Annotated in this window: 12 protein-coding genes; 10 read left to right on the top strand and 2 right to left on the bottom strand. The window is 64.0% G+C overall.

Going from position 1 to position 16,179, the window contains the following annotated elements:
• Positions 1-121: 121 nt before the first annotated feature.
• Both WC326_11950 and WC326_11955 read left to right on the top strand, forming a co-directional pair.
• Positions 122-607 carry a hypothetical protein gene (locus WC326_11950; protein MFA7331773.1) on the top strand — a complete coding sequence of 162 codons (486 nt, stop codon included), beginning with the start codon at positions 122-124 and terminating at the stop codon, positions 605-607.
• Between the two features lie 24 nt (positions 608-631).
• On the top strand, positions 632-1,918 hold the full coding sequence (locus tag WC326_11955) for a hypothetical protein (GenBank protein ID MFA7331774.1): 1,287 nt from the start codon (positions 632-634) through the stop codon (positions 1,916-1,918).
• Here WC326_11955 and WC326_11960 read toward each other — a convergent pair whose 3' ends face one another.
• Together WC326_11960 and selD are read right to left on the bottom strand one after the other, a co-directional pair.
• On the bottom strand, positions 1,919-2,308 hold the full coding sequence (locus WC326_11960; protein MFA7331775.1) for an HU family DNA-binding protein: 390 nt from the start codon (positions 2,306-2,308) through the stop codon (positions 1,919-1,921). It lies immediately after the preceding gene.
• Between the two features lie 107 nt (positions 2,309-2,415).
• Positions 2,416-3,462 (bottom strand): selenide, water dikinase SelD, encoded by a 1,047-nt coding sequence (gene selD, locus WC326_11965; protein MFA7331776.1) that lies wholly within the window; start codon positions 3,460-3,462, stop codon positions 2,416-2,418.
• Positions 3,463-3,879: 417 nt separating this feature from the next.
• On the opposite strand from selD, the gene dnaA reads away from it, so the two are divergent.
• The 8 genes from dnaA (at position 3,880) to WC326_12005 (ending at position 15,871) form a co-directional block, all read left to right on the top strand.
• A complete protein-coding gene (gene dnaA, locus WC326_11970; protein ID MFA7331777.1) occupies positions 3,880-5,271 on the top strand; it encodes a chromosomal replication initiator protein DnaA in 1,392 nt (463 codons plus the stop codon).
• Between the two features lie 454 nt (positions 5,272-5,725).
• Positions 5,726-6,853: a DNA polymerase III subunit beta gene (gene dnaN, locus WC326_11975; GenBank protein MFA7331778.1), complete on the top strand. Its 1,128-nt coding sequence runs from the start codon at positions 5,726-5,728 to the stop codon at positions 6,851-6,853.
• A 2-nt stretch (positions 6,854-6,855) separates the two neighbouring features.
• Positions 6,856-7,977 (top strand): DNA replication and repair protein RecF, encoded by a 1,122-nt coding sequence (gene recF, locus WC326_11980; GenBank protein ID MFA7331779.1) that lies wholly within the window; start codon positions 6,856-6,858, stop codon positions 7,975-7,977.
• A gap of 426 nt (positions 7,978-8,403) precedes the next feature.
• Complete coding sequence (locus WC326_11985; protein ID MFA7331780.1) at positions 8,404-8,784, top strand: DUF721 domain-containing protein; 381 nt, start codon at positions 8,404-8,406, stop codon at positions 8,782-8,784.
• Positions 8,785-8,812: 28 nt separating this feature from the next.
• The gene (gene gyrB, locus WC326_11990; protein ID MFA7331781.1) at positions 8,813-11,212 is read left to right on the top strand and encodes a DNA topoisomerase (ATP-hydrolyzing) subunit B; all 2,400 of its coding nucleotides are present in this window, start codon (positions 8,813-8,815) and stop codon (positions 11,210-11,212) included.
• A gap of 199 nt (positions 11,213-11,411) precedes the next feature.
• Positions 11,412-14,012 carry a DNA gyrase subunit A gene (gene gyrA / locus WC326_11995; GenBank protein ID MFA7331782.1) on the top strand — a complete coding sequence of 867 codons (2,601 nt, stop codon included), beginning with the start codon at positions 11,412-11,414 and terminating at the stop codon, positions 14,010-14,012.
• Between the two features lie 71 nt (positions 14,013-14,083).
• Positions 14,084-14,800, top strand: a complete 717-nt coding sequence (locus WC326_12000) for an FRG domain-containing protein (protein MFA7331783.1) — start codon at positions 14,084-14,086, stop codon at positions 14,798-14,800.
• Positions 14,801-15,871 (top strand): DUF262 domain-containing protein, encoded by a 1,071-nt coding sequence (locus WC326_12005; GenBank protein MFA7331784.1) that lies wholly within the window; start codon positions 14,801-14,803, stop codon positions 15,869-15,871. It begins immediately after the preceding gene.
• Positions 15,872-16,179: the final 308 nt, after the last annotated feature.

Consider the following 16,179-nt stretch of genomic DNA (forward strand, 5'->3'; position numbering starts at 1 on the left):
CTTGGGGCGTCCAAGGCCCGTCGAATTCCCGCCCGCCGCTCCCGCGGCGGGTTTTTCTTGCGCATGCGGCCGGAATGGGCGACACTAGCGCGGCGCACACAGTGCCGGAACGGAGGCGGTTTTGAGAATCCTGCTGCTGGTCTTGCCCCTGGCCCTGAGCCTGTCCTGCTACACGCGGCTCAACCACCCGCAGATCCTGGCGGAGAGCCGCCTGTTCCGCCCGGACTCCGCCTCCGACTGCCTGTCCTGCCACGCCGGCGAGAGCTGGCTGGAGACCGGCGCGCCGGATTCCTATTCCCACCGCGGCTCGGACCGCTGGGCGAGCTTCCAGGGCCAGGCGGCCTGGACCCGGGGTTCGGCGGGCGGCGCCAGTTCCGAACCCGCTGCGCCGGCGCTGGTGGCGCCGCCGCTCCCCGCGCCGCTGGTGGTGATGGGGGAGGGGCACGCCACGCCCCGGCTCTCCCAGGCCCAGGCGGACAGCAGCGCAACCAGCCGGGCTCCCCGGGGCAAGGACGACGGCAAGCCCCGCGAGACCCGGCCCCGCAAGACCCGGCCCGCCCAACCCGTCACGCCCAGCCCGCCCAAGCCGGACAGCGACACCCGCTGATCCGCCCAGCGCCGGAGGATCCCCATGTCCCGCATCCTGCTGCTTGCCGGATTGATCAGCCTGCCCGCCTGTCTGTGGGCGTCCTCGCCGGAGGCACAGGCCTGGCTGGACCACGAGCGCCTGCCCGGCAGCCAGGCCATGGGGATGGGCGGCGCCCTGACGGCCCTGGGCGAGGATTGGAGCGCCGCCTGGTACAATCCGGCGGCCTTGGCCTGGCAGCGCCGGGCGGAGCTCAACCTGGGCTATGAACTGGGGAATGAGTCCCTGACCCAGTCGGTTTCCACCGACGGCACGGAGCAGACCAGCGAGGAGAGCCTCGCCCACTTCAGCCACATCGGCTACGCCTATCCCATGCCGTCGGTGCGGGGCGGCTTCTGTTGGGGCCTGGGCTGGGCGCGGCTGGCGGATTTTTCCCGCCGGGCCGGCTTTCCCGACCAGAACTGGAGCGTGAGTTCCAGCCAGGCCGGCCACATGGACGCCTGGCTGCTCTCGGGCGCGCTGCAACTCACCCAGACGCTCGCCGGCGGCCTGACCCTGGCCTTCCGACAGGGCGTGCTGGAGCAGGTGGAGCAGGAATCCAGCGCGGTGGACACCATCCTCTGGCGCGGCTACGATCAGGTGAAACTGGACGGGGTCAGCCTGCGGCTGGGCCTGCAGGCGCGCACGGGTCCCTTGCAGCTGGGCCTTCTGCTGGAGCCGGCCTACAAGCAGACCGTGGACTGGAGCTACCACGTCCAGCAAGGGGAGCCGGGCCAGGTTCTGCCGGAAGGCTTGCACGGGGCCAGCACCTACTCCATCCGCTATCCGGCGCTGATCTCCCTGGGCGCCGGTTGGCGGCAGCGCTTCTGGCAGGTGGGCCTGAGTTGGGATTGGCAGGACTGGGCCGATCTGGAGTACGAGGATCTGCCCGCGGGTCAGAACCTGCTGCTCAGCGACGAACTGCTGGCGCGCGCTTTCCAGGGCCGGCACCGGCTGCGGCTGGGCGGGGAGTGGTACGTGCCGGGCACGGATCTGCGTCTGCGCGGCGGCGTCTGGACGGCGGGCGAGGCCCGCACGGACACCCGCCTGACCGCGCGGCCCGAGGGCGAGGATCCCTACAGCTACTGGAACTACCAGGTGGAAACCCCGCGGCGCGGCGTGTCCCTGGGCCTGAGCCTGCTGCTGCAGGAGGCCGTGGCCCTGGACCTCTCCGTCCTGCGCGAGAGCTGGGAGCTGCGTTATCTGGAGTACGAGCAGGCCGGGCAGCGGCTGGAGCGGCGCGAGAGCGAGGACCGCTGGCGCGCCCAGCTGGCCCTCACCTACCGCTATTGATCAGCTCTCGATGTACTCGTTCTGAAAGGTGCCGGCCTGCAGGGGCAGGCTCAGCTCTTCGGCCGCTTGTTCCGGCACGGCTTCCGCCGGCAGGCTGATCCGCAGCGCTTCCTTCAGCTGCTTGCCCGGGCGGAAGTGGGTCTTGCGCCGGGCCGGCACGTAGACCACTTCATTGGTGCGTGGATTGCGGGCCTGGGGTTTTGCCTTGGTCTTCTTGACCTCGAACACTCCGAAATCGCGGATCTCCACCCGGCATTCCGGATCGGCGGATTCCAGAATCCCCCGCAAGGAATGAAACAGCGCATCGACCATCCGGGCTACCTCCTGGTGGCGTTGCCCGGTGAGCGTGCTGATCCGCTCCACCAAATCGCGCTTGATAAAAGTCTTCACAGTCCCCCCCTCATGGACGAGAGCGCGGCCTCTCGACCGTTCTGTCCGGCAGTCATGGCGTTCATCGCGGATTAACTGCGCGCGGGGGGCTGCACGCGGTGTGTTTGTCAGCTCACGAACTCGGACGAAGCCCGGGCTCCCCGGATCTCGCCAATCAGACAGGCCGCTTCGCCGGCATCCTGCAGGCGCTGCAGCAGTTCGCCGCCGCGCTCGGGGGCAACAGCCATCAGCAGGCCGCCCGAGGTTTGCGGATCCGCCAGCAGGGCCGTCCAGAACATCGGCAAATCGCTGGGAAGTTGAAAGTACTCACTGGGCAGCGCGAGATTTCGTCGCATGGGCCCGGAAACGCCCAACTGTTCCGCCGCCAGGAGCGCGCCCTCGTAGAGGGGCAGCGAGGGCAGGTGCAGTTCCACGCCGTGGCCGCCGGGGGAGACCATCTCCCACAGGTGCCCCAGCAGGCCGAAGCCCGTGACGTCCGTGGCCGCGTGCACGCCCGCCGCCAACATGGCCTGGGAGGCCCGGCGGTTCAGCTGCGCCATGCGGGTCAGAGTGCCCAGGTAGCAGGCGTCGTCCACCAGACCCTTCTTGTGCGCGGTCAGCAGCAGGCCGGTGCCCAGGCCCTTGGTGAGCACCAGCAGGTCGCCCTCGCGCACGGTGTGGTTGCGCACCACGCGCTCCGGATGCACCAGCCCGCTCACGGCCAGCCCGTACTTGAGTTCAGGATCGCGCACGGTGTGCCCGCCCAGCAGCAGCGCGCCGGCTTCCCGCAGGCGGTCCAGCCCGCCCTCGAGGATCCGCGCCAGGGCCTCCGGGGCCGGGCCGGTCTCCGGGAAGCAGCAGATGTTCAGCGCGCCCACGGCCTCGCCACCCATGGCGTACACGTCGGAGAGCGAATTGGCGGCGGCGATTTGCCCGTAGAGGTACGGGTCGTCCGCCACCGGTGTGATCAGATCCACGGTGCTGACCAGGGCGAGGTCATCCCGCAGCCGCATCACGCCGGCGTCGTCGTGGGTTTCCAGCCCCACCAGCAGACGCTCGTCCGCCGGTTGGCTGGGCAGGAGGCGATACAGGTCCACCGGACCCAGTTTCGCCGCTCAGCCACCCGAGCAGGCGAATTGGGTCATTCGCCAGCGGTCCAGCTGCAAGGGATCCATCGCGCATCCTTCCTACTCCCGGGGCCAAGGTAAGGATGTGCGGCTCGGGTCCACAAGGCGCCCGTTTCGGCGCCCGAATCTGCGTTTTGATCATCATCGATTTATGTAGAAATCTTGTGGATAACTCGAAGCCCTTGCTGTAGCGCTCTCTTCAGATTAATGAACATATTCAAGAGATCTCGAGGAGCGCATATTTGGATTCAATGAGCCGGGAAGGAGTTGAGCCTCAACGGTCTCGATTTTATCTTGTTGTCAGACAACAAGATTCATAGCCGAATCCGGCCCCTGGCGCTCTTTTGTCGCATTTCGCCGGGAGCCTCCTTGACTCGCCCCGGACCTCCGCCTATATTTCCCACCGCGTCACCCAGAAGGCTGGGGATCTTGTGGATAACTCGTGAATAGACCCCTCTAGGACCCATGTCACAACCAGTTCGAAGTCTGGATGTGCCGGGCGAATCCGTCCTGGCGCACTGGGAGAATTTTGTCCGTACCATCGATGAATTGGCTCCCGGAAAAAAGGTGGCCGACATCTGGTTCCGCAAACTTCGCCCCTTGAGTTTCGATGGCCAGGTGCTGCTTGCACTGGCTCCCCCCACGGCCTTCGTGGATTACCTGCTGAATACCCATGGGGATCTCATTCGCCAAGCCCTCCAGCACTCGGTGGGCAAAGGCGTCGAGTTGTCCATCGTCAAGCGGGACAACGTCCCCGAGGACCAGTTGCCGGCCCTGGAGGCCGAGCAGCTGCAACTGGCCGACTCCAACGTGGGGCAGGAGCCCGTCAAGGCCAACCTGAATCCGCGGTACCGCTTCGACAACTACATCGAGGGCGAATCCAACCGCTTCGCCGTGGCATCGGCCCGCAGCGTGGCCGAGACCCCCACCACCACGCCCTTCAATCCCTATTTCGTCTATGGCGGTTCGGGCTACGGCAAGACGCATCTGATCCAGGCCATCGGCAACCAGGTGTTGCGCACGGGATCCCTGCGGCGCGTGGTCTACGTCACCAGCGAGCAGTTCGTCAACCAGTTCATCGCCTCGATCAAGACCAAGCGCACGACAGACTTCACGCACCTGTATCGCAACGTGGACATGCTCATCCTGGACGACATCCAGTTCTTCACGGGAAAAGAGCGCACCCTGACCGAGTTCTTCCACACCTTCAATTCGCTCTACCAGGCCGGCAAGCAGATCATCCTCTCCTCCGACCGGCCGCCCCGCGACCTGGAAGACCTGGACGAGCGTCTGACCAGCCGCTTCGCCTCGGGACTGGTGACGGAACTGACCCTGCCCGACTACGAAACCCGCGTGGCCATCCTGGAAAAGCGGGCCGACGAGCACCGCGCCAGCCTGGACCCGCGCATCGTGGACTTCCTGGCCACCCACATCTGCACCAACGTCCGGGATCTGGAAGGCGCGCTGCTCCAGCTCATCGCCCAGTCCCAGTTCATGCGGGCCCCCATCGACCTGGACCTGGCCCACCAGGTGGCGCGCAAGTTCGCGCCCACCCGCCGCGCCCAGGTCTCGATGGAGACCATCGCCGAGGCCTGTTCGCGTTACTACAACATCCCCCTGCTCGACCTGAAAGACCGCGGCCGCAAGAAGGAGGTGGCCCACACGCGCCAGGTGGCCATGTACATCTGCCACAAGCTGACGCGCCACAGCCTGCGGGGCATCGCCCTGCACTACGGCCGCCGGGACCACTCCACGGTGATCCACGCGGTGAAGACCGTGGAGGACCGCATCACGGGCGACCAGGTCTTCCGCAGCGAGATCGACGACCTGCTGCGTTCCATCGAACTCCACGCCTGAGCGCGACCATGCAGCCCGGCGTCCACCCCACCCGTCATCCGTCTGGACCGGTCGTCCGCTGCCCCCTGGGGCGGGCGGCCGGTCCGCGGTTCCGCCCCGCGCCCGGGCGTTCTCCCTCTACGACCCCCACCCAACCCGTCGGCCGGCCGGACTCCCGACTCTCCGCCTCGCGGACTGTTCAGACAAGGCTTAGTGGACAACTCGTGAGTGGTCGTGGACAAGGCGTGCACGAGCCTGTGGACAAGGCCCGGGGCCGGTTGCTGCGGTTGAGAAACGTGGCCTTGTTCCTTAGCTTATCCACCGGGTTTGAACGAGGATTCCTCACCGCTGCGGCGGCGCTTTCTACCTGGAACTCAACACGATCCATTGCCGACCGGGACCTTGTCCCCCAAATCCACCAGCCGGTGACGAGTACGACGAGTTGAGTCTCTAAAGACTCGAAGAGAAGAGGTCCATGACCATGCGCTTCACGGTTCCCCAAAAGGAATTCCTGGCTCAGCTGCAGAAGCTGTCCGCGGTGGTGCCCAGCAAGACCACCCATCCCATGCTGAACAACATCCTGCTCCACGTGGAGCCCGATGAGGCGCGGATGACCGCCACCGACCTGGAGATTTCCCTGACCACGCGCATGAAGGTCGAAGGCGGCCAGGGCGAAGACGTGGCCATTCCCTGCAAGCGCCTGCTGGAGATCGTCCGCGAACTGGACGAGCGCCCGGTGACCGTGCAAACGGACCGGCACAACAACGGCGTGGAGATTCTCTCGGGCCAGGGCGTCTTCCAGATTCCCTGCGAGAGCGCGGAGAACTTCCCCATCCTGCCCGGCATCCAGGTCTCCGCGGAACTGGAGATCCCCGCCGAGCGCCTGCGTCAGCACGTGGAGCGGCTGGCCTTCGCCGTGTCCACGGACGACCTGCGGCCGGTGCTCACCGGCGTGCTCTTCGAGTTCCGCGCCGAGGCCCTGTTCCTGGTGGCCACGGACGGCCATCGCCTGGTGCGCATCCAGGACCACAAGCTGGCCGGCCAAGAGAGCCTGGGCTCGGTGGTCATTCCCATCAAGGCGCTCAATCTGGTGGCCCGCAGCCTGGATTCCAGTTCCGAAAACGTCAAGCTCAGCCTGGCCCAGAACCACCTGGTGTTCTCCCTGGGCGGAGCGCAGATCTACACCCAGCTGATCAACGGCCGTTATCCGGCCTATGAGGGCGTGATCCCCCTGCAGAACGAGAACATCCTGCAGACCGCCCGGGGGGCGCTCTACCGGGCCGTGAAGCAGGTCTCCAACTGCGCCAACAACGTCACGCGCCAGATCAACTTCACGCTCTCCGAGAACCGCCTGGTGGTCACCGCCGAGGACAACGAGTACGGCAGCCGCGGGCGCAACGAACTCGACGTGGACTACAACGGCGACGCGCTGGAGATCGCCTTCAACGCCAGCTATCTGGACCAGATGCTGCGGCACCTGGACACGGATCAGGTGGTGTTCAAGTTCGGCACGGCCGAGCGCGCGGCGCTGATCCTGCCGGAGATCAACCAGGAGGACGAGGATCTCCTGATGCTGCTGATGCCCGTTCGCCTGATGCGCTAGCGGTGCGGCTGGAACGGCTTCGAATCCGGGGGTTTCGCAACATCCCGGCGGCGGAGATCGTGTTCCGGGGTCGGCACACGGTGGTGCTGGGCGACAATGGACAGGGCAAGACCAACCTGCTGGAAGCCGTCCACCTGCTCTGCCTCACCAAGGCCTTTCGCACCAACCGGTTGAATCAACTGGTCCGCCGCCCCACCCTGAGCCAGGACGAGGGTGCGGAGGACGCCGGCGAAGACGCCGGGTTCCTGGTGGAGGGGGAGTTCGATTCCCTGCGCCGGGGGCGCCGCCGGGCGCGGGCCCTGTTGCGCGACGGCGCGCTGGTCTTTGAACTGGACGGCTCCCGCTGCCGGGGCCGCGACTACTTCGGGCAACTGCCCCTGGTGCTGCTCTCGCCGGAAAGCCTGGACGTGTCCCAGGGCGGTCCCGACGAGCGCCGGCGCACGCTGGATCGCCTGCTTTCCGCCGCCAGTCCGGTCTACCTGGACCTGCTGCTGCGCTACCAGCGCGCCCTGCGGCAACGCACGGCCCTGCTGGTGCGGGACGGCTCCGCCCCGGAGTTGGATCTCTGGGAGCAGGAACTGGCCCAGGGTGGGCTGGAATTGACCCGCCGCCGCCGGCAGTTCAGCGCCGAGCTGGGCCAGCAGGTCCAGGCCGTGCACCAGGAGCACTTCGCGCCGGGAGCCGTGTTCGCGCTGGGCTACGAACCCAGCCTGGACGAGGACTGGAGCGTGGAGGCCTGCCGAGCGGCGCTGGCCGCGGGTCGCGAGGGCGACGCCCGCCGGGGCTGGACGCGCCTGGGGCCGCATCGCGACGACCTGCCCGTGCTGCTGGACGGCCTGAGCCTGCGCCACTACGGCAGCCAGGGCCAGCACAAGCTCTTCATGCTCTGCCTGGTGCTGGCCGAGACGCGCCTGCTGCGGCAGTGGACGGGGGAGACGCCCCTGTTGTTGCTCGACGACCTCTTCGGCCTGCTGGACGACGAGAAAATCCGGGCCCTGACCTCGGCCGTGGACCCCGAGCTGCAGGTGCTGATCAGCACCACCAGCCTGCGCCACCTGGACGTGCTGGGCGTGGGCCAGGTCCTGCACTGCGAGAACGGCCGCTACCGCGAAGACGCCGCCTGAAAAATGGCGAGGCGCGCAGGATCGAATCAGAGCCCGTGGTCTGACCGGCGAGGGGAGAATGGGCACGCCCCCATCCCGGCCTAACCGGCCGTGCCTTCCCCCGTTGCACGGGGGAAGGAGTTCTGCGCGACCAGGGAAGCACCGGATTTGCGAGGTGAAGCCCGCAGGGCTGAACCAGTAAATGGGTGAAGTCCGAAGGACGAACGACCTACGAAGGGATCAGGAACTACACAGCTCGGCCGTCTGTCTGACGGCGGCCGTGAGGCCGCCTAGTTACGGCCGCTGAGAAAAAGCGCCTCTTTGGCTCCACCTTTCTGGCGCAAGCAGAAAGGTGGAAATCAAGGCGTCCGGAAGATGACAGGGGCGCGGAAAACCCCCATCCCGACCTTCCCCCTGCAGGGGGAAGGGGCCGGAGGAGGAGGACCGTTGAACGGCAAGAATCCCGCGCTGCCCGGCTGGCGCCCCGCCCAGGCGCCCGGCCAGCCCTCCAGTGGCTGGACCCGCCCCTGGCGCGCCCGCAGCCTGGAACAGGTGCTGGACGGCCTGACAGGCGCCGGTCTGCGCGAGGACCGGCTGCTGGTGCGCATCGATGAACTCTGGAGTGACCTGGTGGGCGCGCAAATCAGCGGGCTGACCCGGGTCGAGGAACTGGCGGGCGGCGAGTTGCGCGTCCGCGTGAGCCACCCCGTCTGGCGCACCGAGCTGGGCGGGCTGGCGGAGGAGATCCGCGAACGGCTGCTGGAGCGGCTGGCGCGGGACGGGGTCAGCGGCGCGGAGACGGTTCTCCGCCGCCTGCGATTTGTCTAGACGCCCACGGGCGAAGGAAGGACGGGGCATGAGCGAGGAGTATACGCCGCAAGACGGCGACTACAGCGCCCACAACATCACGGTCCTCAAGGGCCTGGAGGCCGTGCGGAAACGCCCGGCCATGTACATCGGCGACATCAGCAGCCGCGGCCTGCACCACCTGGTCAGCGAAGTGGTGGACAACTCCGTCGACGAGGCCATGGCCGGGCACTGCGACGAGATCAACGTCGTGCTGCACGTGGACGGCAGCGTCACCGTCAAGGACAACGGGCGCGGCATCCCCACCGACTGGCACGAGGCCGAGAAGAAGAGCGCGCTGGAAGTGGTGATGACCGTCCTGCACGCCGGCGGCAAGTTCGACAAGGACACGTACAAGGTGTCGGGGGGCTTGCACGGCGTGGGCGTCAGCGTGGTCAACGCGCTCAGCGCCTGGATGGTCTCCGAGGTCCACAACCATGGCCAGATCCACGTCCAGCGCTACCACCGCGGCGTGGCCCAGGGGCCCGTGGAGCTGAAGGGCACCACCGACAAGCACGGCACCATCCAGCGCTTCCTGCCCGACGACGAGATCTTCACTGAGGTGGAGTATCACTTCGACCTGCTGGCCCAGCGCCTGCGGGAGCTGGCCTTCCTCAACCGCGGCCTGACCATCACCATCAAGGACGAGCGCGAGGCCGACAAGTTCGAGTCCTTCTGCTACAAGGGCGGCTTGTCCAGCTTCGTGGAGTACCTGGACCGCAGCCGCACCAACCTGCACAGCCGGCCGGTCTTCGTGGAGGGCGAGCGTGAAGGCGTGGCGGTGGAGATCGCCCTCTCCTACAACACCAGCTACCAGGAGAACGTCCTCTCCTTCACCAACAACATCAACACCATCGAGGGTGGCACGCACCTGACGGGCTTCCGCACGGGCCTGACGCGCAGCATCAACAAGTGGGCGGCGGACAGCGGACTCTACAAAAAAGAGAAGTTCACCCTGACGGGGAACGACCTGCGCGAGGGCCTGACCGCCGTGGTGAGCGTCAAGGTGGCCGAGCCGCAGTTCGAGGGCCAGACCAAGACCAAGCTGGGCAACAGCGAGGTCAAGAGCGTGGTGGAGACCCTCGTCTACGAGAAGCTCAACGACTACTTCGAGGAAAACCCGCGGGTGGCCAAGGCCGTGGTGGAGAAGTGCATCGCCACCCACCGGGCCCACGACGCCGCCCGCCGCGCCCGCGACATGGTGCGCCGCAAGAGCGCGCTGGAGTCGGGCAGCCTGCCGGGCAAGCTGGCGGACTGCAGCCTGAAGGATCCCCAGAGCTGCGAGCTCTACCTGGTTGAGGGAGACAGCGCCGGCGGCAGCGCCAAGATGGGGCGCGACCGCCGCTTCCAGGCCATCCTGCCCCTGCGCGGCAAGATCCTCAACGTGGAAAAGGCCCGCATCGACAAGATCCTGGCCAACGAGGAAATCAAGGTGATGGTCCAGGCCCTGGGCACGGGCTTCAGCACGGACGACTTCGACCTGGAGCGGCTGCGCTACCACAAGATCATCATCATGACCGACGCCGACGTGGACGGCAGCCACATCCGCACGCTGCTGTTGACCTTCTTCTACCGCTACATGGGCGAGCTGATCAAGCAGGGCTACGTCTACATCGCCCAGCCGCCGCTGTACAAGATGGGCTCGGGCAAGACCGAGACCTACCTGCAGACCGAGGAGGACCTGAAGCGCGTCCACCTGGACAACGCGCTCAAGCTGGTGAAGATGAAGGTCGGCGAGCGGCTGGTGAACCGCGCCGAGGCCACGCGCCTGCTGGACCTGGCGCACCGCATGAGCCTGGCGCTGGACCGCTTCTACCGCGAGAACCGCCACTTCCGCCTCAACCGGCTCTTCGAGCCCACGCTGTTCGCCGGCGACCACCTGGCCGACTGGAAGACCTTCTGCGCGCGGCACCGCGGCACCCTGGGCGCCACGGCCCTGATGGGCGAGGACGGCTTCCCGCTGGCCGCGCTGACGGGCGAGGAGGAGACGCGCCTCTGCGGCGTGCTGGGCGTGACGGTGGAGCGCCTGCGCGAGTGCAACATCCAGGAGTTCCACGAGCTGATCAACCTCGTGGACCGCGTTTTCAGCCAGATCGGCGAGGCGCCCCTGACCCTGGTGGTGGGCGAGAAGGAGGAGCTGCTGCCCAGCCCCTTCGCCCTCTACGAGGTGCTGATGGAGCACGGCGGCAAGGGCATCAGCGTGCAGCGCTATAAGGGTCTGGGCGAAATGAACCCTGACCAGCTCTGGACCACCACGATGGATCCCGAGAAGCGCCGCCTGGTGCGCGTGGCCCTGGAGGACGCGGCCCTGGCCGACGAGACCTTCAGCGTGCTGATGGGAGACGAGGTGGAGCCGCGCCGCCTGTTCATCGAGAACAACGCCAAGTACGTGCGCAACCTGGACGTGTGACGGACCGGGACCGCGTGAGACAAATGCTCCACGTGGAACTCTCGGGCCCGGCCTGACCCGCGGCGAGTCGCGCGTCCGGCATAAAAAGAAAGAGCGGGACGCGGGCTCAACGCCCCATCCCATCCCCGGCCGCGCCGGGGCCCTCTCCCGCGGGGCGCGGGGGAAGGGAGTCTGAGCAAGAAGGACTTGAGCTGTGACCATGCTGACCGACGGCCAACACATCATCAACGTGAACATCGAAGAGGAGATGAAGAACTCCTACCTGGACTACTCCATGTCGGTGATCGTCCAGCGGGCTCTTCCGGATGTGCGCGACGGCTTGAAGCCCGTGCACCGCCGCATCCTCTTCGGCATGAACGAACTGGGCTGCGCTTCCAACAAGCCCTACAAGAAGAGCGCGCGCATCGTGGGCGACGTGATGGGCAAGTACCATCCCCATGGCGACAGCGCCATCTACGACACCATGGTCCGCATGGTGCAGGACTTCAGCCTGCGCTATCCGCTCATCGACGGCCAGGGCAACTTCGGCAGCGTCGACGGCGACGGCGCCGCGGCCATGCGTTACACCGAGTCGCGGTTGGACAAGTTGGCCGAGGACGTGCTGGAGGACATCGAGAAGAACACGGTGGACTTCGTGCCGAACTACGACGGCAGCATGCAGGAGCCCACCGTCCTGCCCAGCCGCCTGCCCAACCTGCTGATCAACGGCAGCTCGGGCATCGCCGTGGGCATGGCCACCAACTTCCCGCCCCACAACCTGAACGAGACCGCCGCCGGCATCAAGCTCCTGCTCGACCATCCGGACGCCACGGCAGAAGACCTGATGAAGCTCGTCAAGGGGCCGGACTTCCCCACGGCGGCCTTCATCTACGGCTCCAGCGGCATCAAGGAGGCCTACCGCACCGGCCGCGGCCGCGTGGTGATCCGCGCCCGCGCCACCATCGAGTCCTCCAAGAGCGGCAAGGACGCGATCATCGTCACCGAGATCCCCTACCAGGTCAACAAGGTGCGCCTGATCGAGAAGATCGTCGAGCTGGTGCGCGACAAGAAGGTGACCGGGATCAGCGACATCCGCGACGAGTCCGACCGCGAGGGCATGCGCCTGGTGATCGAACTCAAGCGCGACGCCGTGGCCAAGGTGGTGCTGAACCAGCTCTACAAGCACACGCAGATGCAGTCCACCTTTGGCGTGATCATGCTGGCGCTGGTCAAGGGCCAGCCCCGCGTGCTGACGCTGAAGCAGGTGATGGAGCAATACATCCTCCACCGCCTGGAAGTGATCGTGCGCCGCACGCGTTTCGACCTGGACAAGGCCGAGGCCCGCGCGCACATCCTGGAAGGCCTGAAGATCGCGCTGGACCACATCGACGAAGTGATCAAGCTGATCCGCGCCAGCGCCACCACGGAGATCGCCCGGGACGGCCTGATGGCGCGCTTCGGGCTCAGTGAGCTGCAGGCCAAGGCGATCCTCGAGATGCGCCTGCAGCGCCTCACCGGGCTGGAGCGCGACAAGCTGGTGGCCGAGCTCAAGGCCCTGCGCGAGCTGATCTTCGACCTGCAGCAGATCCTGGCCGACGAGGCCCGCCAGCGCAACATCATCCGCGAGGAGCTGGACGACGCCGTGGCCCGCTACGGCGACAAGCGCCGCACCGAGATCATCCCCGACGAGGGCGAGTTCACCATCGAGGACATGATCGCCGAAGAGGACGTGGTGGTCACGCTTTCCGACGACGGCTTCATCAAGCGCCAGCCGGTCTCGGCCTTCCGGCGCCAGAACCGCGGCGGCCGCGGCATCACGGGCTCGGGCACCAAGGAAGAGGACCACATCGAGCACCTCTTCATCGCCTCGACGCACAACCACATGCTCTTCTTCACTGAGGACGGGCACTGCTACTGGCTGAAAGTCCACGAGATCCCGCAGGCCGGCCGCGCCAGCAAGGGCCGGGCCATCGTCAACCTGCTGGAGAAGCCCAAGGACCAGAAGATCGCCAGCGTGATCAACGTCAAGGCCTTCGACGCCGACCGCTACATCATCATGGCCACCGAGAACGGCATCATCAAGAAGACCAGCCTCGAGGCCTACAGCCGGCCGCGCAAGGCGGGCATCAACGCCATCGAGATCCGCGAGGGCGACCGCCTGATGGGCTGCAAGCTCACCGACGGCACCCACGAGATCCTGCTGGGCACCGACGAGGGCAAGGCCATCCGCTTCTCCGAGAAGGAAGTGCGCCCCATGGGCCGCACCGCCTCGGGTGTGATCGGCATCGCGCTGGAAGAGGGCGTCAAGGTCGTGGGCATGGTGGTGACGGCCAAGCAGGACGCGCAGATCCTGGTGGCCTGCGAAACCGGCCTGGGCAAGCGCACCAGCCTGGAAGAGTACCGCGCCACCCACCGCGGCGGCAAGGGCATCATCACGGTGAAGGTCACCGAGCGCACCGGCCGGATGGTCACCATGATGGAAGTGTCGGACGAGAACGACCTGATGATCATCACCGAGCGCGGCGTGATGATCCGCCAGCCCGTCGACCAGATCCGCCTCATCGGCCGGGCCACCCAGGGCGTCAAGCTGATCCGCCTGGACGACGGCGACAAGATCGCCAGCATCGACAAGGTGGTCGCCGAGCGCGAGATGGACGCCATGGGCATCCCCATGGGCGAAGGCGACGACGACGAGCTGAACGATCCGCTGCTGGAGAACGGCGCCGACGACACCGGCACCGACGCCGCCACCCCGCGCGATGACGGCGAGGACGACGCCCCGCCGCCCAGCCTGGCGGAAGACTCGGACGACGAGGAATAGGTTTAAGGCCATAAGCCTCTTGGGGGTCAATTTTGCGATTTCAAGACAGAAGAATAACAAGTATAGGAGAGATGATCGGTCTCTTGAAAGAGGACAAACGGGTGGTAGGTGGCGGGGTCCAGATGTGGTTTCGCGGACAAGGCAAAGAGTGTTGGGAGCTTAAGCCAAAGTTACTTCGAACACACACCGTTGAACACGAAAAATCGTTGATTAATAGGTTCAAACAAGGAGCAACAAGCCTTGTCGACAGCCCGCCAAAAAGCGAATTCGAGTGGTTGTTTGTCATGCAACACTATGGGCTGGCGACACGATTATTGGATTGGTCGGAAAATCCACTTGTTGGACTTTATTTTGCCGTAAACAAACCGGAAGAGCAAGAAGTAGACGGCGTATTGTGGCTGTTAGCCCCGGCAGAGCCAAACGAGAGAAGTGGATATCGGTCTATAGTTGATGGAGAAATACCAGCGTTTGATGACGAAATACTTAGGAATTATAGCCCGCAGGCCCTTTCAAGCGAAAGGGGGTCTCGGCTGCTCCCAATGGCCGCAATTTCGCCTAGAAATAACAGAAGGATGCAAGCACAATTCGGGGTGTTTACAATAAGCCACAGAAGTGACATCCTAATCAACCAAATTACAAACGATGGCGCAAGACAAGATCACATATGGAGATATATAATACCAGCCACAGAAAAGGCGTCGATATTGAACGAGTTGAGCATAATAGGGGTAAATCGATTCTATTTGTTTCCAGAGCTCGAGAGTATTGCTGAATGTGTGGGGGTTTGAGTGGCAACGTTCAAAACATATCCAATGCAAAACAGCGCCATCCTAAGAATCAACGCTGAAAGAGAATACATAAATACCAATCCAGAATACCAGAGGGGTAGCGATGTTTGGACACTTGAAAAGAAGCAGCTACTAATTGACTCGATTTTAAATGATTTCGATGTGCCTAAGCTTTATTTCCACGCACACATAAAAGCCGGAGGTACGGAGAAAACGAACTTTGATTACTCAATTGTTGACGGTAGACAACGAATAGAAACTATATGGGCGTTTATCGACGATAGGTTTGCACTATCTGATGACTTTGAATATTTCCAGGACGAGGATATAAAAGCGGCGTCTATGAGGTACTCTGATCTGGCAAAGAGTTTTCCGCGACTAAAAATCAAATTCGATTCCTTTACGCTGCCAATAATCTGCATTGAAACAAGCGACAATGAATTGATAGAGGAGATGTTTTCGAGGCTAAACGAAGCGGTGCCGCTAAATGGCGCAGAGAAGCGAAATGCGCTTGGAGGGCCGATGGCTTCTGCCATTAGGACAATTGCGCAGCACAGATTTTTTGTTCATTTTGTTAGATTTCCAAACCAAAGACAACAACACAGCGAGAGCGCGGCAAAACTAATATTTTTGGAACACACCAAAACGCATGTTGGTCGAATTGTGGACACAAAAAAGCCATATTTGGATGATATGGTTAGAGCATATAGGCTTGGAAAGTTCGCAGACCATGAATTTTTAGTGAGCCGCGTTCAGGCGGTATTGGATGAGATGATAAAGATATTTGACCAAGAAGACCCTTTGCTAAGAGCTCAAGCGAGAGTACCGATATTTTACCTGGTGGTTTCCGCAGCGATGGATTTTGGCCGAATAAATAATGTTCGTCGAGAGAGGCTTGTTGGATTCTACGAGGAAATAAGGGCAAACAAGAGCGCCGCAGAATTAGATCTTGCCGACGCGCGATTTGATTTCCTGGAATATGATCGCCTATCTCAGCAAGGAACAAACGACGCAGCATCAATCATAGAAAGAGTCAAGATTGTAGTAGATTACTTGGGTATTTGCAATTAGTGTTTTTGTGACGACATGGCGGAGTTATAAGATCTCATCCTTATGTGGCCAAGAATTTCGGGCTCTTCCGCAGCCGAAATTGAGCGCAAACTGAATCGCATCAACGAGGTGCGGGCGGCAACATGGCAAGAAGTAGTCCGCCAAGCCAATCGCCAGCTCGAATCCGCAGCGAAAGAATGAGAATCGCGGGAAGGCGCGTAGAATTCCAAGGACGACATGCTGGTGTCGGGCTGTCTGGAGGCAACAAAAAGCCCGCCCAGTTTGGATTTCTTCGCGCCTTCCCGTGCGCCCCACCTCCGGCAGTGCCC

The organism is Candidatus Delongbacteria bacterium (assembly GCA_041675285.1).
Taxonomy (GTDB): Bacteria; CAIWAD01; CAIWAD01; order CAIWAD01; family CAIWAD01; genus CAIWAD01.

Excerpts from the sequence above, each read along its gene's own strand:
- WC326_11955 (MFA7331774.1), top strand. The coding sequence starts at position 632 with ATGTCCCGCATCCTGCTGCTTGCCGGATTGATCAGCCTGCCCGCCTGT.
- dnaA (MFA7331777.1), top strand. The coding sequence starts at position 3,880 with ATGTCACAACCAGTTCGAAGTCTGGATGTGCCGGGCGAATCCGTCCTG.
- dnaN (MFA7331778.1), top strand. The coding sequence starts at position 5,726 with ATGACCATGCGCTTCACGGTTCCCCAAAAGGAATTCCTGGCTCAGCTG.
- gyrB (MFA7331781.1), top strand. The coding sequence starts at position 8,813 with ATGAGCGAGGAGTATACGCCGCAAGACGGCGACTACAGCGCCCACAAC.
- gyrA (MFA7331782.1), top strand. The coding sequence starts at position 11,412 with ATGCTGACCGACGGCCAACACATCATCAACGTGAACATCGAAGAGGAG.
- WC326_12000 (MFA7331783.1), top strand. The coding sequence starts at position 14,084 with ATGATCGGTCTCTTGAAAGAGGACAAACGGGTGGTAGGTGGCGGGGTC.